The organism is Mycobacterium sp. GA-0227b (genome assembly GCF_001499855.1).
Lineage (GTDB): Bacteria > Actinomycetota > Actinomycetes > Mycobacteriales > Mycobacteriaceae > Mycobacterium.
The window spans coordinates 298,100-318,412 of record NZ_LQIK01000030.1 but is presented as its reverse complement, the minus strand read 5'-3'; the positions used below and the strand labels follow the sequence as shown (position 1 = coordinate 318,412).

The window sequence follows — 20,313 nt, the reverse complement described above, 5'->3', positions numbered from 1 at the left end:
GAAGGTAACCCACTTTCGGCGGGCTATTTCTCGAGTTTGTCAACCGACTCGAGAGCGTCGTATCGCGCACCCGTTAGCTCGACCGACTTCTCCCACAGCTCCGCCGCCAACTGCGCATTGCGCGCTGCTGCGCTGCGCGGCGATCGGCTCACCGGCCCGCGGACCCCGAACAATCGGTTCGGACCGAGATAGTCGCCGTTGCGTACGTCGGGCATCGTTGCCGCGTACAACTGGCTCAGCGCACCGCTTTCCTCGCTGTTGGTGAACAACCGAAGCGCGACGTGCGTTAGTTGCACCGCTCCCGGAATCGGCGGAACCATCGAATCGAACAAGTTGGTTGCGGCCACCCCAGGATGGGCGATCACCGACTTCAGCGCGAGCCCGGCGGCGTCACTGCGTCGCGCCAGTTCCGCCCCGAATAGCAGGTTGGCCAACTTGGATTGCGAGTAGGCCGACATGCGTCCGTATTCGCGCAGCTCGAAGTTGAGGTCGGCGAGGACGATGAGCCCCTGACGGTGGGCGATGCTGGACAGCGTGACGACCCGGGGTTCGGACGTGGCCAGTAGCGCGGGCAGCACCCCGTCGGTGAATGCGAAGTGGCCGAAATGGTTCGTGCCGATCTGCATCTCGAAGCCATCGGCTGTACGGGCGAAGGGAATGGCCATCAGGCCGGCGTTGTTGATGAGCACGTCGATGCTCGGCGCTACCTCCACGACTTCGGCGGCGGACTCCCGCACCGAACCCAGATCGGCGAGATCGAGCGGAACGAGATGGTGCTCGGCTCCTGGCCCGGCCAATCGCACCCGGTCGAGGGCTTCGAGGCCGGTCATCTGGTTGCGGCAGGCCAAAATAATTCGCGCGCCGGCAGCCGCGAGCGCAGTCGCAGCCTGGAGACCGAGGCCGTTGTTCGCACCGGTTATCACCATGGTCTTACCGGCCTGATCGGGGATGTCCGCCGATCGGAAGTTGTCGACCTGCAGCCTCGTTCGCGTCATCGGACTTCGGCCATCCCTGACACCTCGACGGTGGTTCTCGGTGCGACCCGCGCCAGTAATCGAGCCCCCACCGTCTCGGCAAAGCTGATCGAGAACGGTTGTGCCATCCGCCGATTGATGCCCGGCGCGATGCGCAACATGAAGTACCCCAGCCATGCCTCGGTCCGCACCGGCACGACCGCGAGGTCGTAGCGGACCGCTCGCACGGCCGCCCGGGCCACCAAATCAGGGCTCATCGGCGAGAACGGAAGCTTCTCGGCGAACTCCTGCAGCTGCCGGGTCAATTGCTTACCACGCTCGATGAGTTCAGGGTCGACGCCGACGGTCACCGCCCGGTCGCCGATGTTGGTACTGATCACACCCGGACAGATCGCGCTGACACCGATACCGTGCGGGCCGAGCTCCAGGCGTAGGCATTCGCTCAGCATCTTCACCCCGGCCTTGGACACCGAGTACGGCGCCATCACCGGTGTGGGCGTGAAGGCCGCTGCCGATGCGATGTTGACGATGTGCCCGCCTCTGCCCCGCTCGACCATCATGGTGCCGAACACCCGGCAGCCGTGCACCACACCCATCAGGTTGATGCCCAGTTGCTTGTCCCAATCCTCGGCGGACAGCTTGAGGAACGGGCCGCCGACGACGATCCCGGCGTTGTTGACCACAACGTCCGGCACCCCGAAATCGGCACGCACCTCGCGAGCGAACAGTTCCCAGGCGTCGGGGTCGGTCACGTCCAGCAGCATTGCCGATGCTCGGTTGCCTACACCCTTGATCATCGCCGCTGTGGCCTCTGCGGAGTCGAGGTCGATATCCGAAACCACCACGTGGGCACCGAGTTTGGCGAAGCGGATCGCGGTCGCCCGCCCGATACCGCTACCGGCGCCGGTGACAACGACGACTTCCGGTTTGAGGTTGTTGATCTTCACAGGGCTTCTTTCGACGTAGCTGCCAGTTCGCGGACGGTTCCGGTGCCGGTACCGTAGTGGTAGACGTCGAGGTCGTAATGGCGGTTGTGCCAGTACATCTCGCCGTGCGTGGTCGGTCGGAACGGCGAGTCGCCGTGATAGTCGATGTAGTAGGTGTTGGAGCCCTCGCACGCCGGCGTGAACAGGAAGTTGCGCTCCTGGCGCCGGAGGCACTTCTGGAAGTACGCGTCGTGGACTTCTTGGCGGATCTCCACCTCCAGGGCATCGCGCCGCTTGGCTTCGGCGATCGCTCGGCTCAGATGCGCCGATGTGGCCTCGATCATCCACAGGTAAGAGCCCAGTACGAAGCCGTACGGTCCCGTGATCATGAACATGTTCGGAAAACCGGGTACCGAAACCCCTTGGTACGCCTGGAACCGGTTGACCGCCCAGAACTCCCCCGCGTCGACGCCGGCACGGCCGACGACCGGGAAGGGTGGAACCGAATCGCGCTCCCACAGTTTGAATCCGGTCGCGCAGATCAGAACGTCAACCTGGTGCTCGACGCCGTCCGCGGTCAGCACCCCGTTCGGGGTGATCCGCTCGATGGAGTCAGTGACCAGGCTGACGTCGCTGCGGTTGAATGTCGTCAGGTAGTCGTTGGACATCGACGGCCGTTTGCAGCCAAGCCCGTAGCGCGGGATCAGTTTCTCCCTGGTCACCGGGTCCTTGACCTGGCTGCGCATCCACGCCCTGACAGGTGCCTCGGCGAGCTTGCGCGTCGAGTTGACCAGCCACCCCGGGCCGGCCAGCATGCCGCTCATCCCGATCTCCGTCGCGATTGTGCCGAGACCCCGAATCGCGGAACGCAGCTGTCGCTGCTCCATCACTCTACGTACGACGCCGCGGATCTCAGCGTCCCGCTTGGGGAACACCCAGATCGGGGTGCGCTGGAAGACGGTGAGATGCTCGACCTCGTCGACGATCGCCGGAACCAATTGCAGCGACGTCGCGCCGGTCCCGATCACCGCCACCCGCTTGCCATCCAGGGTTACGTCGTGGTCCCACAGTGCGGTGTGCATCAGTACGCCACCGAAGTCGTGCAGACCTGGAATATCCGGCATCTTGGGCCGTTCCAGCCCACCGACCGCCATCACGACATACCGGCCGGTGATCTCCGCCCCGCCGTCGACGGTCAACCGCCACAGGCTGTTGCGCTCGTCGAAGGTCGCGCCGATGACCGTGGTGTTCAGTCGCAGCTTGTCCCGCAGGCCATACTTGTCCACCATTCGGTCGGCGTAGTCGCGCAGTTCGGCGCCGGGCGCGAAGACGCGTGACCAGTCGCCCCGCTGTTCGTAGGAGAAGCTGTAGATCACCGAGGGGATGTCGACCGCCACACCGGGATAGGTGTTTGCATGCCACGTGCCTCCGACGTGGTCCCACTTGTCGAGAATGACGAAGTCGTGAATGCCTTTACGCTGCAACGCGATACCGGTGCCGATTCCGCCGAATCCCGCACCGACTACCACTACCTCGTGGTCGGGGTCGATGCGCTCCGCGACCGGCGGACGCTCGATATCTGTGCTCGTCGTCATTTCACGTAACCGACGAGTTCGCCGTCGGCTCCGAACAGTTCCCGTTGCCAGCGTTCGAGTAGCTCGCCGGTCCGGACATCGTCGGGGTGAAAGCCGGGTCGTAGATACTCTCGGATCTCCGGCATGAATCCGCGCAGAAGCGGACCGCGGAAGATGTGATAGGTCTGCCGCAACACCTTGAAGGGGCGCCATGCGGTCGGATCCATCAGCATGGACACCGACACCGCAGCCGTGACGAACGGGATCGTCAGGTAGTACATGAACCACATCACCGCGATGCGGATCCGCTCCGACCCCCCGACCGCCCGATAGACATCGAAGGCGACCGACTTGTGCTCGAGTTCCTCCATGGCGTGCCAATTCAGTAGGTGCCACACCTCGGGATCGCCTGGGATCGCCTGAATTTCGTCCTTGGACAGCACCCGCGCTCCCAATACGGCGGTGTAGTGTTCGGCAGCGGCCGTCATCGCCAGGTGCACCTTCGCGGGGAACAGTTTCTCGATACGCAGCATGAGCCTCTGCCGCACACTCGTCGGTGAGAACAGCAGGAAGCGGACCAGCGGGTAGCCCAGGTCGGCCAGGTGCGCGTTGAGCTTGCGATGCTCCTGGCCGTGCACGGACTCCTGGCCGATGAAGCCCGCGACCCGCTTCTTCAAGACTGGATCGGTGATTTGGTCGGAGAAGCGGCGCACCGACCGGATGAACGACTCCTCGCCGGGGGGAAACGCTCCGGACAGCACGGCCACGAGGTGGCTCATCACGATGTCGCCTTCGACGAAGTGGCGCCGAATGGGTTCGGGCTCGCCGAATGGGAACCTCATCCTGCGGACCGTCGGGTACGCGCCGGTCGTCGAAGTGCCGCCGGTCGCCAGTGACTCCGTTGTCATGGTCGAATCCTTCCTTGTGGCTGTCTATTTCAGGTTGGCTGTCTATTTCAGGTGGTCGACGAGGACGCCGCCGGCGCCGAAGAGTTCGTCCTGCCACCGCTCGAGCAGCGCAGTGGTATCGATGTCGTCAGGATGGAATCCCGGGCGCATGTACTTGGCGAGTTCACTTGGCAGGCCCTTGAACACCGGACCGGTGAACAACTTGTACGCCTCACGCGCCAGGCGGCGCGGTTGGCGACGCGCGATCGGGTCACGACCTATCGAAACGCCCAGCGAGACTAGGGTCACCGGAACGGTCAACGCGTACATCACGGCCATCACCGCAATACGCGTGCGCTCGGTGCCGCCGACCGCGCGGTACACGTCGAACGCCACGGACTTGTGCTCCAGTTCCTCCAGCGCATGCCAGTTGAGCAGGTGCCACATCTCCGGTTCGGCGGGGATCGACTGGATTTCCTCGCTGGAGAGCACCCGCTCGGCCAGCACGGCGGTGTAGTGCTCCGCGGCGGCGGTCATCGCCAAGTGCACCTTCGCGGGCAGCCGCTCCTCGAGACGTATCTGCCCGGCCTTCAACCGCTTCGAGTCCCACCACTGGATGGCATAGCCCATCTCGACCAGCTTCTCGTTGAGGTGGCGGTGCTCCTGGCCGTGCATCGACTCCTGGCCAATGAAGCCGGCCACCCGCTTCTTGAGGTCCGGATCGGTGATGAGGTCCGCGAAGCGGCGCACCGACCGGATGAACCCCTCTTCACCCGGAGGGAATCCCGCCGAGAGTCCGGCGACGAAATGGCTGTACACCATGTCGCCGGCGACGAAGTACTTCTTGGTGGCTTCCTCGTTGAAACGGAAGCGGATCCGCCTGGTCTTGGGATGAGGCCTGGTCTCTGGCTGAGAAAGTGTCGCGCTTCGCGCTTTCGTTACTGCCGACCCTTGCCCACTGCGTTCGTTCACGGTTGCCCGCCCTTTTCTCGAACATTCAGTAACTAGTACCGCTAGTACTAGGTGATCTCAGCCTAAGTCGCGGCGCTGCGACGCGCAAGGGTTTTGAATAATGACGTTCTTCGAGAATTGCGATCGAGCAGACGAGCCGCTTCCGGCGCGGGTCAGTCAGTTTCGAACAGCGGCAGCTGCTCGTCAGGATCTATGGCCACGCCGCGCGCAGCAGCCGTTGCCGACAATGCGCCCCAGAGCAGGGTGCTCAGCTCGTCGATCAGCTCGTCCTTGCTGATAGTCGGCTCGTTGAGCCAGCGCAATACGCCGAGCGCCACGGCCCCGAGAATGCCGTCGACCACATACTGCAGGTTGTCCCCGTTGCCGCCGCGAGCAGTCAGCATCGCCGCAACGATCGCGGTGGTCGCGTCGGACAGACCTCGGCCGCTTTCAATCAGCTCGGCACTTGACTTGCCGTCGCTGAAATGCGAACCGACCAGGAACCGAAAGAGATTGGGCCGCTCGTCCACCAGGTCGATGTAACCGACCAAAGCAGAGCGAACGAGCTCCAACGCCGTACCGGCGAGATGGAATCGCGGCACGACCCGCTCAATGATCAGCTCCTGCACCCGTTCACCGACCGCGGTGAACAGCGTCTCCTTGTCGGCGAAGAAGCGGTACAGCTTCGGCCGTGGCACGCCGGCCGTCTTGACCACGTCATCGATCGAAAGTTCCGGCCCGTACTCGTCGATGGCGCGCAGCGTCGCCTCGATCAACTCCGTCCGTACCGTTGCGCGGTGCGCGCGCCAACGGTCGGTCCGCGCGTCACCTGTCGGCTCCGACAGTCGCGCGGCGAGGCGGGTGGCATCTGCCGGCATACGGCGATCGTAATTCAGCCAGCTCTCGCCGGTCGGCGGCGCGCGAGCGCTGCCTGCCCGCGATCCGCCTGCGGAAGGTCGAAGCCCTAGAAAGTGCTCCTGCGCCGCCTGCCGACCAGCTCATGAACTTGTGTTCGTGAACGAAACCCTTACGGCGGTTTTCTGCTGAACCGCCCAGCAGACGCGCTCGTGGTGCTCGCTGCCGCCGTTGTTCGGGTTCGGATGGCGACTTTGCGCTCCAACAGAAAACTACGTGGCGACGACCTCGGTTCCACTTTCCAGCTTCTCGAGCCACATGCGGAGCGTGGCGACCATCAAACCTGCGCCCTGCTCGCCGTCGAAGAGGCCGATGGCTTGGCCGATCGCCAGCCCCGTGCCCGTGGACACGACGGCATTGATTGCATCGTCCAGCCTCGGATCCGTCTCGGAGATCCCCTCGGGAAGCGCGTCCCCGAGCACTGCCCGGACCGATTCCGTGATCCGTGCGATGACATCGCGGTTGGCTGCGACCTGGTCAGCGTCATTGAAGGTGCTCGTCAGATACTCGGCCGCGAAGGTGACCAGAGACGTCTCAGTTGCCAGGCGGGTCCACCACGCCGACAACGCTTCGAATCGCGCATCCATCGAATCACCCGCGCGGACAATGCCTTCCATCAGCGCAGTGACCTCCGACATGAACCGGATTCGCATCACCTCGCGGCAGAGCGATTCCTTGCTGTCGAAGTTGCTGTAGACCGCCCCGATGGTCCGACCGGCTTCAGCGGCGATCGCCGCGATGGATGTGGCGTGGTACCCGTTGGTGTAGAACAACTGCTCGGCGGCATCCAGGAGGGCTTGCCGGGTCTGGGCCTGACTCTCAGCGCGAGTCAGCACCTTCCGAGCAGCCACGTCACCCTCCGCCTTGCTAGTCCAGGATGAGAGACATACTACCGCTATCTGAATAGTGAGTGCGTGCTAGCCAGCAGCCTGCCGGCGGGCTTCCCGCGCCGCGCCGCGGACCATGACCGAGGTCAGGCCACGCAGCGCGAGTGCGAGCAGCGAGCCCGGCACCGGAATTGATGGCGTGCTGTCCATCCGGTAAGTCACCCGAGTCCCGTCGCCGTCGTCGGCGAAGGTGATCTCACCGATGTGGCGCCGCACCGGTGCGCCTGCGATCAGTTCGTAGGAGATCCGTTCGAGCGGCACGAGTTCGGTGATGCGCTCCTTTACGCCGATCGGACCGAGACCCAGCTGGTGCACCGCACCCACCCCCTGGCGTTCGTCGACGCCCTCCTGTACCAGGCGCATCTGAAGCGGAAGGAACCTGGAATACCCATCCCTGTCGGCGAATACGTCGTACACGATCGCGCGCGGTGCGGGTACTACCCGCGTGACTGTTGCGTTGGCCACTATGCCCTCATATCACTCGTCGTCATGTCATTGTCCGATCTCGCGCATTCCAGCGTGACGCCGGCCGCCCTCAGTCGGTCGACGAGGACGTCACCGAGTGCGGCCACCGGTGTCAGTACGCCGGCTCTGACGGGAAGCCGGTCAGCATCGAGCACCAGTCCGAGCGCGCACTCGGCGAACATCACTGCGGTTCCCTTGTAACCGGGGTCGCCCGTGAGCTTGAACGTGGCCACGTACCGGGCGTCTGTCGATGTCCGCGTGTACGTCTCGACCCCGAGGTATCCCCTGTCCATCGTCTTATCGCTCGGGCCCGTGCCGGGCTTGGGCAACACGATATCGAGCGCTCGGCGGATCGGCGGGGTTGCCATCGATGCGAAGGCCACCGCGCAGCCGAGGACAACGGCCCCGGCGACGACTGTCGACACGATGGGCAACCGGACCAGCCCGATGCCTTCGCCGTACCGGAAGTCGGGTCCGTACGCGTCGCCGAGTAAGGCGTTGGTGCGTCGCACGATCCTGGTGTTGTAGATCGACACCGGGAAAGGCGCGAGCGTCCCACGCAGTGACGGATCGACCCTGGCCGCGTTGATGATCCTGCCGTCGAACGGTTGCTTGGGCCGCGGCCGTGATTCACCGGGGTTGTTCGTCAAGGCGTCCGGGTCCAGCACCTGACGCAGCTGTGGGCGATTTCCGACCAGCCCGGCGATAACTCGGAATGAGTCAACCGATCCGCCCGACACCCAACCCCAGATCTGACGGAGGATCATGGTCGTGTCGCCAAGCGTGCCTTCGCCGTCGTCGGCGGCGGCGCGGTGCAACAGGTACGCCGTCACATCCGAAGGCACGGAATCGAATCCGCACGAATGGATGATTCTCGTCCCGTTCTGCGCCGCCTGATCGTGAAACTTGTCGATGGACCAGCGCACGAACGGCGTCTCGGCGGTCAGGTCGAGATAATGGGTGCCGGCGTTCACCGCCGAAGCGACCAGGTTCTCGCCATACCGTAGCCACGGGCCCACGGTCGTCATGACCACCCGCGTCCGCGTGGCCATGGCGTCCGTTGACGCCGGCGATCCTGCGTCGGCCTCGATGAGCGTCCAATCGGCCGCCCGGTCGGGCAGCGAGCGGCGAACCTGTTCTAACTTCGCGCGATTTCGTCCGGCCAGCGCGACCGAAACACCCTGCGGCGCGAGGTCAGCCAGATATCTCGCCGTCGCGGCACCCGCGACCCCGGTAGCGCCGAAAACAACGATGTCGAACTCGCGCTTCCCACGCCGGGACGCCAAAGACTTCTTCACCGGACGCGGTCCACGAGGTCGCCGTTGGCGCCGAACAGCTTGAGCTGCCACTCCTGAACGAGGTCCTCGGTGTCGATGTCGTCCGGGTGAAAGCCGGGGCGGGTGAACTTGGCGAGTTCGCGCACCAATTTCGGGGACATGGGCACCGGTTCGCCGAAGCGAAAGCGCATGCGCCGCAACTTCGGTAGCACCAAACTCAACGGTGACCGATGGCTCCTCGCATTGCGTATGAACAGAGATTCCAGGACTGCCACGGTGTTCCTCTCGCCTACGCGAATGCCGCGACGTCGGACGGGGAGGCCGCGTCGACGGCCACCTCGTATCGGTAGTCGTCGAGCGGGAACTTGCGGTTGCCGCGGCTGGCCTCGAAGAAGCCGGACGGCCGGATATAAGTACTGTCCCCCTGCGAGTTCCGGTAGTACGTGGGAACGTGGCCGTTGAGGTCGGCCAAGTAGTAGCGCAGGGCCGCGCCTCGCTCGTACATCGCACGGTGGTAGCGCTCGGCCGCCTCCTTGCGTATCTCGCATATCGTCGCCCCGCGTCTGCGCGTCTCGGTGATCGCCCGCACCGCGTGATCCGCAGTCATCTCCACGAAGGAATGCCAGCCCGATCCCGTCCACGAGTAGGGTCCGACGAGAGTCCACCGATTGGGCAGCCCGGGCACCGAAACGCTCTCGTAGGCCTGCAATCCCTCCTCGCGGTAGAACGTGGCGAGGTCGAAACCGCCACGGCCCACCACCGTTCCAGGTCGATACGTCTCCGGGTCGGAGAACACCTCGTATCCAGTAGCCAGAATCAGCGCGTCGAGCTTGTGCAGCGCACCGTCGCGGGTCTTCACCCCCGTCGCGGTGATCTTCTCGATGGGCTCGGTGATGAGGGCGACATTGTCCTTGTTGTAGGCCCTCAAGTACGCACTCGACAAGGTCGGTCGCTTGGCCAGGAGGCCGAAGTTCGGCGTGAGCTTGTCCGCAGTCACCGGATCCTTGATCACGCGTCCGACGTAGCGCCGGTAGCCGTTGATCGTCCACGCGTCGAACTTGTCCATCACTGGCCGAACGGCCCGTGCGGGCGGTTTGGTAAGCGAACGCAGCAATAGATCCATGACCACCAGTGCGCCGCCGTGGATGGTCGCCGCCAGTCCCGGTATCGACAGCACGAGCTGCACGGCCCGAGGTACGGCGAAGTCCGGCTTCGGCACCGACCACACCGGAGTGCGCTGAAACACCGTGAGGTTCTTCACTTCCGGTGCGATGGACGGAATGATCTGCACCGCGCTGGCACCGGTACCGATGATGCCCACGGCCTTACCGCTCAGGTCATAGTCGTGGTCCCACGAGCTCGGCCGTAACACCTTGCCCTTGAACGACTTCGCCCCGGTGATCCCGACGTCCTCCTTCGGTCGCACGAAAGCGCCGACGGCGCTGACCAGGAAGCGTGCGGTGACGATCGATCCGTCGTGCATGTGCAACTTCCAGAACCGGCCTTCGTCATCCCACACCTCCTTCTCGACGTTGCAGTTGAACCGGGTTCGTTCGTACAGCCCGAACCGGGCGGCCACATCGGCGTGATACTGCTTGACTTCGGCGCCGTGCGGAAAGAACCGGGACCACTTCGCGTTCCGCGCGAACGAGTACTGGTAGGCCAGGGCCGGAACGTCGACCCCGAGGCCCGGATAGTGATTCTCGTGCCAGCTGCCGCCCATGTCGTCGGCCCGCTCGATGATGACGAAGTCATCGATGTCGGCCATGCGCAGCTTTGCGCCGATGGCGATTCCGGCCGGCCCAGCACCGATGATCGCCACCTCGTACTGCGGCCGGCTAATTGCCTGCGTCATGCCGTCTTCCCTTCATTGGGTTGCACCGATGTGTCGACAAGCTCGCCGTCGGCGTCGTAGATCCGCACCTCGATGGTTCTCCGGCTGCATCGCGGTCGCGATTGAGCAGGGTCAGGAGCCGAGCTCCACCGGCCTCCAGCCGGGAGACCGGGAACTGCCGCACGATCGCCCTGGTGAGCGACGGCGCCACCCGCGTCAATCCGTAAGTCAGCCAGGCTTCGGTCCGCACCGGCACAACATTGAGGTCAAAGCGCACCGCCCTGACCGCGGCGCGTGCGACGAGGTCCGGGCTGAGCGGCTGGACCGGCAGTTTCGCAGCAAAGTCACGGGCCTGCTGCAGGACGTCCTTGCCCTGACCGATCAGGTCGGCGTCGATTCCGACCGTGTCCGCGTTCTTGAACAGGTTGGTGTTGATCACCCCGGGGCAGACGGCGCTGACCCCGATTCCTCTGGGGCCCAGCTCGACTCGAAGACACTCGGTGAGCATCCTGACGCCGGCCTTCGAGACGCAGTACGCGGACGCTCCGGGCAAAGGCGCGTAGGAGGCCGCGGACGCGATGTTGACGATGTGACCGCCTTCGCCGCGCGCGACCATCTGCCTGCCGAACACGCGGCAGCCGTGGACGACCCCCGTCAGGTTAGGACCAAGTTGGCGGTCCCACGCCTCAGCCGTCATGTCGAGGAAGTCACCGGCAACCACGATGCCGGCATTGTTGACCAGAACGTCGGCGACGCCGAATTCCTCGCGCACGCCATCGGCGAACGACTCCCACGCATCCGGGTCGGTCACGTCCAGCCGGGCCGCCGACGCCGAATGGCCATTGGCCCGAATCGTTTCGGTGGTCACCTCGGCTGCGGCGAGGTCGATATCGGACGCCACCACGTGGGCGCCGCGCTTGGCGAATCTGATCGCGGTCGCGCGGCCGATGCCGCTACCGGCACCGGTGACAACGACGAGCTTGGGTTGCAGGCGGTTGAGCTTCACGGTTGTCTCCTCATCGGACGCGATCCACCAGATCGCCGTTGGCGCCGAACAACTTCAGTTGCCACTCCTGGACCAGGTCTTCGGTGTCGATGTCGTCGGGATGCCAACCCGGCTTCAGGAATTCACCGAGCTCGAGGATCACCCCCGGTCCGAGCGGTCCACGGAGCACACTGATCAGATCCCGCAGGAACTTCATCGGTTGCCGCCGCGCGGCGGGATCGCCAAGTGCCGAGGCCAGGGTGAGACCGAACAGGAACGGGTAGAACAACAACACCGTGGGCAGACCCACAACCACGACGCGCACCAACTCAGATCCACCCTTGTGTTGGTACAGGTCGAACAACACCGACTTGTGTTCCAGCTCTTCCAGAGCATGCCAATTGAGGATCCCTCGCACGTTGGGATCCGTTAGCATCGACTGCAATTCCTCGCTGGTCAACAAGCGTCGCGTCGCCGTGGCGGTGCCGTGCTCGAGCATCGCCATGAAGCCCAGGTGCAACATCCGGCCCGCGAATTCTTCGAGCCGGGTGTATGTCCTTTCCAGGAATTCTTCCCTGGTGAAGAGCCAGGAGGCGATCGGGTAGGTGCCCATCTCGTGGATCGTTTGGTTCAGTCGATTGTGCTCTTGGCCGTGCGTGGACTCCTGGCCGATGAAGCCCGCAACCCGCTTCTTCATCACCGGATCGTCGATCTCACCGCTGAACCTGCGCGCTGACCGGATCAGCGAGTCCTCTCCCGTCGGAAAAAGTCCCGAAATCACTGCGGCTAGGTGGCTCAGAGCGATGTTGCCGTTGGCGAAGAAGTGATCCATCGGCTTCTCTTCACCGAAGGGGAACCGGACCCGTCGCACCTTCGGCGGCACCAAGCTCAGCTCACTACGAACCCGGTTGGCGTTCTTCTGCAAGATGTTCATGGCCATACCCATGGTCGATCCCCTTCGTCAGGATGAGACGGACTCGGCTGTCGGAAAGTGGCTTTCGATGGTCACGTCGTTCTCCCTGTCGTTGCGGTCGATCAAGGTCAACAGTCGAGCGAGTGAGGCCTGCAGTCTGGACGGCGGGAACTGACGGGTAATCATCCTGGTGAGCGATGGCGCCGTCCGGGACAACCCGTAGAACAGCCAGGCTTCGGTGCGAACGGGCACCACGTTCAGGTCCAACCGCACCGCTCGGACGGCGGCGCGAGCGACGAGGTCCGGGCTGAGCGGCTGGACCGGCAGCTTCGCGACAAAGTCACGGACCTGTTGCAAGACGTCCTTGCCGCGGTCGATCAACTCGGCATCCAGTCCGACCGTCTCACCGTTGTTGCCGATGTTGGTGTTGATCAAACCCGGGCAGATGGCGCTGACGCCGATTGCCTTGGGACCCAGTTCAACTCGCAAGCATTCGGTGAGCATCCTGACCCCGATCTTCGAGACGCAGTACGCGGACCCGCCGGCGAGCGGAATGTAAGAGGCGGCCGAGGCGATGTTGACGATGTGACCGCCCTGGCCGCGCTCCACCATCTGCTTACCGAACACGCGGCAGCCGTACACAACCCCCATCAGGTTGGGACCAAGCTGGCGGTCCCACGCCTCAGGCGTCAGGTCCAGGAAGGCGCCGCCGACGCCGATGCCTGCGTTGTTGACCAGGACGTCGGCGACCCCGAACTCCTGCCGCACGTCGTTGGCGAACGACTCCCACGCATCCGGGTCGGTCACGTCCAGCCGCGCCGCCGACGCCGAATGGCCCTTGGCCCGAATCGTTTCGGTGGTCACCTCGGCGGCGTCGAGGTCGATGTCCGAGACGACGACGTGCGCGCCGTTCATCGCGAATCTGATCGCCGTAGCGCGTCCGATGCCGCTGCCGGCGCCGGTGACGACGACGAGCTTGGGTTGCAGGCGGTTGAGCTTCACAGTTTCTCCTGGGATCGTCTCAGGTCAGCCCACGGCGCCAGCGGGGACGAGCTCGAGTTCAGTGTCCCGCCAGCGTCCCGGGCGAAGGCGCGAGTATGCGTAGTGATCGAGCGGGAAATGCTTGTTTCCCCACCACATCTCGAGGTGCGTGCTCGGGCGGATGGCGGCGGGATCGCCCTGGTAGTTCACGTAGTACGTGTTGGAACCTTCGCAGGCCGGGGACAGCCACAACGTCTGCAGGGCGCGCCGCCGACTCTTGTTGTAGTAGGCATCGTGGGGTTGCTGCTTGATCTCCACACGCGTGGCCTCGCGCCGCCGCGCCTCGGTGATCGCGCGCGCCGCGTGCCGGCTGGTGCATTCGATCATGGCGATGTACGACCCGGCGGCGAACCCGTAAGGGCCGGTGATCAGGAAGCTGTTCGGGAACTTCGGCACCGAAACACCCTGGTAAGCCTGGAAGCGGTTGTCGTGGAAGAATTCTCCGATGTCCAGGCCGTCGACGCCGCGCAGCGGGAAGGGCGGTGTGTAGCCCTTGGCCATCACCTTGAACCCGGTGGCACACACCAGAACGTCGACGTCGTGGGACACGCCGTCCTCGGTGACCACACCGGTCGCGGTGATTTCCCGAATCGGCGCCGTGACAAGGTCTACGTGCGGTTCTGCGAACGTCTTGAGATACCGGTTGGACACCGACGGCCGCTTGCAGCCAGGCGCGTAGGCCGGCGTCAGTTGCTCGGCCAGCTCGGGGTTGCCCCGCAGCCACGCCCGGTAGCCCACCGCTCCGCCCCGCCGAAGCGAATCCGCGAGGAACGGCACGCGCTCGTGGAACACCCCGATGCCGGTGATCCCGAAGTCGATTCCCAGGGTGACCGCCGCTCGGATTGTGCGCCGCAGCAACGACATCCTCAGCAGGGCGGCGCTGACGAACGTCGGAATCGGAAAGTCCGGCTTCGGTGCCACCCAGATCGGTGTGCGCTGGAAGACGCTGAGATGACCTGCCACATCGGCGAGTTCGGGGATCAGCTGCAGCGCCGTCGCGCCGGTCCCGATAACCGCGATGCGCTTGCCCGCATAATCGAAGTCGTGGTCCCAGTTGGCGGTGTGGACCACCTTGCCCGAAAACTGGTCGATGCCGGCGATGTCCGGGAGGTTCGGCACCTCCAGGCCGCCCACGGCACCGATGACGAATCTCGCGACGAGAGTCTCCCCGGACTGCAGCTGGATCCGCCAGACGTGCTGCTCCTCGTCCCAGTCGGCAGCGACGACGGCTGTGCTTAACCTGATTCGCGAGCGTAGGCCGAACGAATCGACCACCTGCTCGGCGTACTGCTGCACCTCAGCTCCTGGTGCGAACATCCGCGTCCACTTCTTGGGTGGCGCATACGAGAAGCTGTAGTAGATGGACGGAATGTCGACCGCCACACCCGGATACGTGTTCGCCCACCAGGTTCCGCCGATCCCATCGTTCTTGTCAACGATGACGAAGTCGTCGATGCCCGCCTTCGTGAGTTCGACGGCGGCGCCGATCCCGCCAAAACCGGCGCCGACGATCAGGACCTCGTGGTCGATGTGCTGCGTCACGCGTTCGCCTTTCGATTCGCCAGACGATTGAGGAGCGGTTGGGCGACGCCGAGCAGTCGTTCGGCCCGGTCGAAAGACGCGACTGAGGTGACCGTCCGCATCAGGCTGGGCGACAAACGAATCGCGAAGTACCCCAACCACGCTTCCGGGGTAACCGGGACTACGGCCCAGTTGCGACGCACCGAGCGCTCGATGGCGCGGGCAACCCGATCCGGTCCGGCCAGCGCGACACCCTGCTGCACCACTCTCATTTGATCCCGCCACTCGGATTGCTGTTCGTCGGTCAGGCCGTTGCGTTCGCCGTGCGCCATCAGTTCCGTCCGGATCGCGCCCGGGCAGATCGCTGTGACGCCAATGCCGTGTCGACGCAATTCAATCCGCAACGACTGCGAGGCCATCAATACAGCCGCCTTTGCGACGCTGTAGGCCGGGATCAACTTCGAGGGCAAAAATGCCGCCCCCGACGAGATGTTGACGATGTGGCCGTGCACGCCTGCGTCGATCATCTGCTGCGCGAACACGCGGGAGCCATACACGACGCTCATCACGTCGATGTCGATCAAACGCTGCCATTGCGGAACCGTCGTCTCCACGAAGCCGCCTATATCCATCACACCGGCGTTGTTGACGAGAACGTCTGCGGCGGTGAACTCGGCCCGCACCCAGGCGGCGAAATCTTCCCATTGATCCTCGCGACTCACGTCGAGTCGATAGGGGACGGCCTGGCCGCCGTCGATCTTGATCTCCCCAGCGGTCGCCTCGGCCCCGACTTCGTCGATATCGGCGATGATCACGCGTTCGCCCTTGCGGGCGAACAGTTTTGCAGTCTCCTTGCCGATCCCCGCGGCGGCTCCGGTGATGATCACGGTCTTCATCGCGCGCCTCCAAAGATCTTTCCTGCCAAGGCCGTCGCCCGGTCGGCCAAAGGCATTTGCACGAAACCGCTCAGACCCCGCACCAATGACGGCGATAGGCGGTACAGGTACCAACTGGCCCACGCCTCAGCGCCGACCGGAACAGTCGAGATGTTCCACCGCACGGCACGCTGGATTGCCGCAGCCACCCGGTCGGGTGAGCGTCCGATATACCGATGTGCTGCACCAAGCTTTGCCGCCCACTCTGCACTGTCGTCCGCACCGACACCGGCTCTGGTGCCGTTGCCCGCCAACCCGGTACGGATCAGACCCGGACAAATCGCGCTGACACCAATCCCTTTGCCGCCGAACTCCTGCCGCAATGCCTGGGTTCCGAGCCAGACGCCGGCTTTCGCGGTCACATAGGACGGCGCCAGCGCCGTCGGAAGGAACGCACCACAGGACGCAACATTCACGATGTGGCCGCGCGTGCCCGCGTCCACCATTCGCTCGACGAAAAGTCGCGACCCAATCAGCGGGCTCATCATGTTGATCTGGATCATCCGTCGCCAGTCGTCCCCGGATTGCTCGAGAAATCCCCCGCCGATCAGGATGCCGGCGTTGTTCACCACCACGTCGGGCACGCCGAACTCTTCGCAAGTCCATGCGGTGAAGGCCTCCCGGTCATCGACGTCGGCGACGTCGAGGCGGCGAAAGACGGCGTTGCCGCCCTTGGCCTTGATCGCGTCGACCGTTTCGTTGCCCGTCTTTTCGTTGATGTCGGAGACGATCACCGTCGCACCCTTGCGGGCGAATCGTTGCGCGGTCGCCCTGCCGATCCCGCTCCCCGAGCCCGTCACCACTGCCAATGTCATTCATCGACTCCTTGTCGTGTGCGCGGGATCACTCCCACTGACAGAATAATACTATTCAGATAGCAATGCAATCTCGATTGAAGCGCTCTTCTGTACCGCCACCGTGGTCGGACACCGCAGCACCATCCGCTTACACGCGCGCGGATTGGCCGTCGGGCCGCTGAACTTCGTTGTGCGGGAAAGTAAATTACGAAAGCTGCCGCGTCCCTCGCCGACGCATCTCGGTAGTCGTAGGTCGGCTGTGCCAGGCGGCTCGCCCGGTCCGCGCGCACCTGCGGGAGTCGGCGGACCTACGCCATGCAGTACTGACGAGCCACAGTCAACTGATGCCGCGCCCTGCCGAGGTCGCTCGTGAGTTGGCCGGGGGCCGTCAATCGATATGGGTCGCTGCCGTCGATATCCGAAGCCACCGCGCCGGACCACAGCCGGAGGTCGACCGCGGCCGCACTACTCAACCCAAACAGCGGGGCCAGCGCGCTGCGAATCTGGCCTGCCACGGACGGCGGAGTTCCGGACGCCGAAACCATGTTGAACGTCTTGTCCAGCCGATCAGCTGACCGCAGGAGGATGTCGCATTCCCCATCGCTGGCGGTCGCCACTGCCGCAGTCCCCAAGCCCACTGCGACTGCAGCGATCGACAGTGTCACCCTGAGCATTGGTCGACGCATTGATCCACCCTCGCATCGCGTTCGTCGCCTCACCACCATTACCTCCGAGCCGAAAACCCGGGCCAACCTACGCGGCCAGTTCGAGCACACCCCGCGGGTTCCACGGCATGGGACCGGTGGGGAAGCTGAACCGCAGCATGCGGTGCGCACCGCTGGCTTCGAAATGTGCGGTGAACGGCGGGAGGAATCCCGCTATCACCTTGTCGAGCAATCCGTTGATATGAGCGAAACCAGGTCGCATGCGGACCTGCCAGGCATCGAACGATCCTGCTGCCACGTCGACGGTCGTGCGCTTCTCGACCTTGACCTCGAGCGGCCAATAGAGCGAAAAGGCAAGCCACAGGTCGTGTTTCGACTTGTGGCCGCGGCGGAAATCGATGCCGCGCATCAATGTCAGGCCGCCGATCAGGGGCATCACCCCTTGCGGAAAGGGGTCGATTCGGCCACCGAACTGGACATGCCGGGTTCCGATGAAGTAGCCCTCTTCCCGCGAGACAAGCCGGCCTTCGTAACGTGCTTCTGATCGGTAGCTTTCCGCGATCAAGGCGCCGTCCTGACGGCGGATGCGCTGCTCGACCCTCATCCTGAACGAGTCGTCCGAACCCGCATCGAACGACGACAGGTAGGCGTCACCATCATGCTCTACCAGAATGGACACTTGGCGGACTGTCGAGTCGCCGTCGACCCGCAGCGAGTAGATCGACTTCTCCCCATCCGCGATTGCGGGGTCGCGGAACGGGCTCGTCATCTCAGTGATCCTGGTTCAGGCCGAGAGATCAGTAGCGGCATTGGAATCCGCCGGCGCCGCCATGAGCACCAGGCGACTCGGCTGACCCGGATCGAGCACTATCTCTTGCGCGCGGCGCATCTTCCACGCGACCCGCGGCGTGAGGTAGAACCGTGGCCAGCTCGTGCGCGCGACTGCAACGCGTAGGCGGTGGCCGGCTCGCAGAACTGCCTCGGTCGGGTTGATGTCGATGTCCAACTCGTGCGGTATCCCGGGCTGCACCGGAAGCACCGCTTCGGCAGTGAGCGGATGACGTGCGGCAAGCAGTTCGCCACCGACGCGCAGACTGGAATCCTCGTCGATCGCACGACGGCTCGAGCGCAACGCACCGCGCGCGATCACCGACGACACACCGTCCGGCGCCACGTCGCAGACGGTGGCGAGCCAGAACGCGTCGATGCCGAGGGTACGGACCCGAAGATGCAGGTTAATGGGACCTGAGATCAGCATGTCTTCGGGGAGTGGGTCACTAGTGAAGGTCACTGCGCCCTTCTCGTGGCCCCGGTCGTCGACCGCCCACTTGCTGCCGAGCACAGCGGTCAACCCCATCAGTCCCCAACTCGTGGTTTGGGACGCGATGCCCGGCCGCCGGCGCGGAAGGCGCACCTCGGTCGTCGCCTCGTCGGGGCTGGCGCTCAGCGAGCCGTCGTAGGCCGAATGGTCGGCGCTCCCAGTAGATTTTGCCGACAGATACCAGGAGTGCACGGTGGCGCGTGGTGCTGGGAACTCGGCGCGAGAGACCCAGCCCGCCCCCTGCTGACGGATGGTGATCGGTCCGTAGGCATCAATACCGTTGTCGAACCCCTTCACCCAACGTTCGAAGAATGCGCACTGGAGCTCATCGAGCCGTTGCGGGTAGTCGGCAGCGCCGAAACCCGTCCCCGGCGCGATGTGATAGGTGTCCTCGACGACGAGTTGGCCCGCCCCGCGCGCCAGCTGCATGCGTTCGAACAACGTGGTCGCCGAATGGACGAAGACGTCGTGCCAGCCCGCCTGAAGCCACGTCGCCGCGGTGATGTCTTCGATTCGCGGGCAGCGCATCACGCTGTCTTCGTGGTACCAGTGCTCGACATGATCATCGGACAGGATCGACCGAGTGACGTCACCGAACCTGGTTCCAGGACTGGCAATCCGGTCGCGCACATAGCTTCGGAGCGCTCCGGTACGCACGAGCGCCGGCACCGATGGCAGCCACTTCACTGCATTCACCGCGGCAAGCCAGCCGATGGTGAACATCGACTGCACACCGCCGGTGAGCATCAGATCTTTCGTGAGATCGGCAGATCCCATCATCGCGAAGACGGCCTTGAGCCCTTCGGGCCGACGACCCGCGGCGTGCAAAGCGGTGATTGCCAGATACGAAATGCCCGTCATCGCGAGGTCGCCGTCGCACCACGGTTGTGCTCGAACCCAGGAAAGCACTTCCTGAGCGTCCTGTTGTTCGCGTTCGGAGAAGGCCTCCAACCGCCCTGTCGAGGTCCCGGTGCCCCGCACATCCACTGCGACGTGAACAAAGCCGCGGGAGATGAGCGTGCGGTTGGCGCTGACTGCTTCCAATGCTCCGCCGCCGAGCGTCCGCAGCACTTCCCGGCCGCCGGCCCGGCCGTGTCGTGAACCAGGGACCAGCCGGTAGACGGCCGGCCCGAAGTGCCCGAGCAGACCGATGAGCGGTGCGGCCCGCGTCAACAGGGTCTTGTTGTAGGGGGTCAAAGAGACGACCACCGGCAGTGGCTCGTCGACGGCCACACCACGCCGATAGGCAGGACGCGTGATGTCAGCTGAAAGAATCACACCGTCCGACATCCGGATTCCCACCCCGCGGTCGACACGCACCTTCGGGTACCGTTGCGGACCGAGAGAGAATCGAGCGTTCGGCGGTAGACCAACCACACCCGGTCGCAGTGGCTCGCCGAATGAAACCTGTTGCGAAATAGTCACTGCCGCTCCTTTCGAGTCGA

The 20,313-nt window shown here is 64.3% G+C and carries 18 protein-coding genes and 2 pseudogenes; all 20 read right to left on the bottom strand.

The features are described 5' to 3' along the window. Positions 1 to 23: 23 nt before the first annotated feature. Entirely contained in the window at positions 24 to 995 is a 972-nt protein-coding gene (locus AU185_RS19050; RefSeq protein WP_059099136.1) for an oxidoreductase, read from the bottom strand. After that, a complete protein-coding gene (locus tag AU185_RS19045; protein ID WP_059099137.1) occupies positions 992 to 1,921 on the bottom strand; it encodes an SDR family NAD(P)-dependent oxidoreductase in 930 nt (309 codons plus the stop codon). The genes AU185_RS19050 and AU185_RS19045 overlap by 4 nt, the downstream gene beginning before the upstream one ends. Next, positions 1,918 to 3,495 (bottom strand): flavin-containing monooxygenase, encoded by a 1,578-nt coding sequence (locus tag AU185_RS19040; RefSeq protein ID WP_059099138.1) that lies wholly within the window; start codon positions 3,493 to 3,495, stop codon positions 1,918 to 1,920. The genes AU185_RS19045 and AU185_RS19040 overlap by 4 nt, the downstream gene beginning before the upstream one ends. Then, positions 3,492 to 4,382, bottom strand: a complete 891-nt coding sequence (locus AU185_RS19035) for a metal-dependent hydrolase (protein ID WP_059099139.1) — start codon at positions 4,380 to 4,382, stop codon at positions 3,492 to 3,494. The genes AU185_RS19040 and AU185_RS19035 overlap by 4 nt, the downstream gene beginning before the upstream one ends. Positions 4,383 to 4,424: 42 nt before the next feature. Continuing rightward, positions 4,425 to 5,237 (bottom strand): metal-dependent hydrolase, encoded by an 813-nt coding sequence (locus AU185_RS19030; protein ID WP_059099218.1) that lies wholly within the window; start codon positions 5,235 to 5,237, stop codon positions 4,425 to 4,427. Between the two features lie 248 nt (positions 5,238 to 5,485). Beyond that, positions 5,486 to 6,190 carry a TetR/AcrR family transcriptional regulator gene (locus tag AU185_RS19025; protein ID WP_059099140.1) on the bottom strand — a complete coding sequence of 235 codons (705 nt, stop codon included), beginning with the start codon at positions 6,188 to 6,190 and terminating at the stop codon, positions 5,486 to 5,488. A 249-nt stretch (positions 6,191 to 6,439) separates the two neighbouring features. Beyond that, positions 6,440 to 7,078, bottom strand: a complete 639-nt coding sequence (locus tag AU185_RS19020; protein WP_231740292.1) for a TetR/AcrR family transcriptional regulator — start codon at positions 7,076 to 7,078, stop codon at positions 6,440 to 6,442. Between the two features lie 66 nt (positions 7,079 to 7,144). Then, positions 7,145 to 7,579, bottom strand: a complete 435-nt coding sequence (locus tag AU185_RS19015; RefSeq protein WP_059099141.1) for an SRPBCC family protein — start codon at positions 7,577 to 7,579, stop codon at positions 7,145 to 7,147. Then, positions 7,579 to 8,877, bottom strand: coding sequence for a saccharopine dehydrogenase family protein (locus tag AU185_RS19010; protein ID WP_059099142.1), 1,299 nt, complete (start codon positions 8,875 to 8,877; stop codon positions 7,579 to 7,581). Before AU185_RS19010 ends, AU185_RS19015 begins: the two co-directional genes overlap by 1 nt. Then, a pseudogene (locus AU185_RS19005) lies at positions 8,874 to 8,984 on the bottom strand (metal-dependent hydrolase); the annotation flags it as partial. The pseudogene AU185_RS19005 and the gene AU185_RS19010, both read right to left, overlap by 4 nt. A gap of 161 nt (positions 8,985 to 9,145) precedes the next feature. Then, entirely contained in the window at positions 9,146 to 10,711 is a 1,566-nt protein-coding gene (locus AU185_RS19000; protein WP_059099144.1) for a flavin-containing monooxygenase, read from the bottom strand. Next, positions 10,695 to 11,696, bottom strand: coding sequence for an SDR family NAD(P)-dependent oxidoreductase (locus AU185_RS18995; RefSeq protein WP_082683968.1), 1,002 nt, complete (start codon positions 11,694 to 11,696; stop codon positions 10,695 to 10,697). Before AU185_RS18995 ends, AU185_RS19000 begins: the two co-directional genes overlap by 17 nt. Before the next feature lie 10 nt (positions 11,697 to 11,706). Next, positions 11,707 to 12,609 carry a metal-dependent hydrolase gene (locus AU185_RS18990; RefSeq protein ID WP_059099145.1) on the bottom strand — a complete coding sequence of 301 codons (903 nt, stop codon included), beginning with the start codon at positions 12,607 to 12,609 and terminating at the stop codon, positions 11,707 to 11,709. After that, positions 12,572 to 13,590: pseudogene (locus AU185_RS18985) on the bottom strand (SDR family NAD(P)-dependent oxidoreductase). Before AU185_RS18985 ends, AU185_RS18990 begins: the two are co-directional and overlap by 38 nt. 24 nt (positions 13,591 to 13,614) lie before the next feature. Continuing rightward, positions 13,615 to 15,171: a flavin-containing monooxygenase gene (locus AU185_RS18980; protein ID WP_059099146.1), complete on the bottom strand. Its 1,557-nt coding sequence runs from the start codon at positions 15,169 to 15,171 to the stop codon at positions 13,615 to 13,617. Then, positions 15,168 to 16,046, bottom strand: a complete 879-nt coding sequence (locus tag AU185_RS18975) for an SDR family NAD(P)-dependent oxidoreductase (RefSeq protein WP_059099147.1) — start codon at positions 16,044 to 16,046, stop codon at positions 15,168 to 15,170. Before AU185_RS18975 ends, AU185_RS18980 begins: the two co-directional genes overlap by 4 nt. Beyond that, positions 16,043 to 16,900 (bottom strand): SDR family NAD(P)-dependent oxidoreductase, encoded by an 858-nt coding sequence (locus AU185_RS18970; RefSeq protein ID WP_059099148.1) that lies wholly within the window; start codon positions 16,898 to 16,900, stop codon positions 16,043 to 16,045. Before AU185_RS18970 ends, AU185_RS18975 begins: the two co-directional genes overlap by 4 nt. A 290-nt stretch (positions 16,901 to 17,190) precedes the next feature. Next, positions 17,191 to 17,568 carry a hypothetical protein gene (locus AU185_RS18965; protein ID WP_082683967.1) on the bottom strand — a complete coding sequence of 126 codons (378 nt, stop codon included), beginning with the start codon at positions 17,566 to 17,568 and terminating at the stop codon, positions 17,191 to 17,193. A 67-nt stretch (positions 17,569 to 17,635) separates the two neighbouring features. Next, on the bottom strand, positions 17,636 to 18,316 hold the full coding sequence (locus AU185_RS18960) for a DUF3108 domain-containing protein (protein ID WP_059099150.1): 681 nt from the start codon (positions 18,314 to 18,316) through the stop codon (positions 17,636 to 17,638). A 15-nt stretch (positions 18,317 to 18,331) separates the two neighbouring features. Then, the gene (locus AU185_RS18955) at positions 18,332 to 20,158 is read right to left on the bottom strand and encodes a CocE/NonD family hydrolase (RefSeq protein WP_059099151.1); all 1,827 of its coding nucleotides are present in this window, start codon (positions 20,156 to 20,158) and stop codon (positions 18,332 to 18,334) included. Between the last annotated feature and the right edge of the window lie 155 nt (positions 20,159 to 20,313).

Coding starts and splice junctions, on each gene's coding strand:
- AU185_RS18960 (WP_059099150.1), bottom strand. CDS start 18,316: ATGACGAGCCCGTTCCGCGACCCCGCAATCGCGGATGGGGAGAAGTCG.
- AU185_RS19000 (WP_059099144.1), bottom strand. CDS start 10,711: ATGACGCAGGCAATTAGCCGGCCGCAGTACGAGGTGGCGATCATCGGT.
- AU185_RS18965 (WP_082683967.1), bottom strand. CDS start 17,568: ATGCGTCGACCAATGCTCAGGGTGACACTGTCGATCGCTGCAGTCGCA.
- AU185_RS19050 (WP_059099136.1), bottom strand. CDS start 995: ATGACGCGAACGAGGCTGCAGGTCGACAACTTCCGATCGGCGGACATC.
- AU185_RS19025 (WP_059099140.1), bottom strand. CDS start 6,190: ATGCCGGCAGATGCCACCCGCCTCGCCGCGCGACTGTCGGAGCCGACA.
- AU185_RS18970 (WP_059099148.1), bottom strand. CDS start 16,900: ATGACATTGGCAGTGGTGACGGGCTCGGGGAGCGGGATCGGCAGGGCG.
- AU185_RS18975 (WP_059099147.1), bottom strand. CDS start 16,046: ATGAAGACCGTGATCATCACCGGAGCCGCCGCGGGGATCGGCAAGGAG.
- AU185_RS18990 (WP_059099145.1), bottom strand. CDS start 12,609: ATGAACATCTTGCAGAAGAACGCCAACCGGGTTCGTAGTGAGCTGAGC.
- AU185_RS18955 (WP_059099151.1), bottom strand. CDS start 20,158: ATGTCGGACGGTGTGATTCTTTCAGCTGACATCACGCGTCCTGCCTAT.
- AU185_RS19035 (WP_059099139.1), bottom strand. CDS start 4,382: ATGACAACGGAGTCACTGGCGACCGGCGGCACTTCGACGACCGGCGCG.
- AU185_RS19040 (WP_059099138.1), bottom strand. CDS start 3,495: ATGACGACGAGCACAGATATCGAGCGTCCGCCGGTCGCGGAGCGCATC.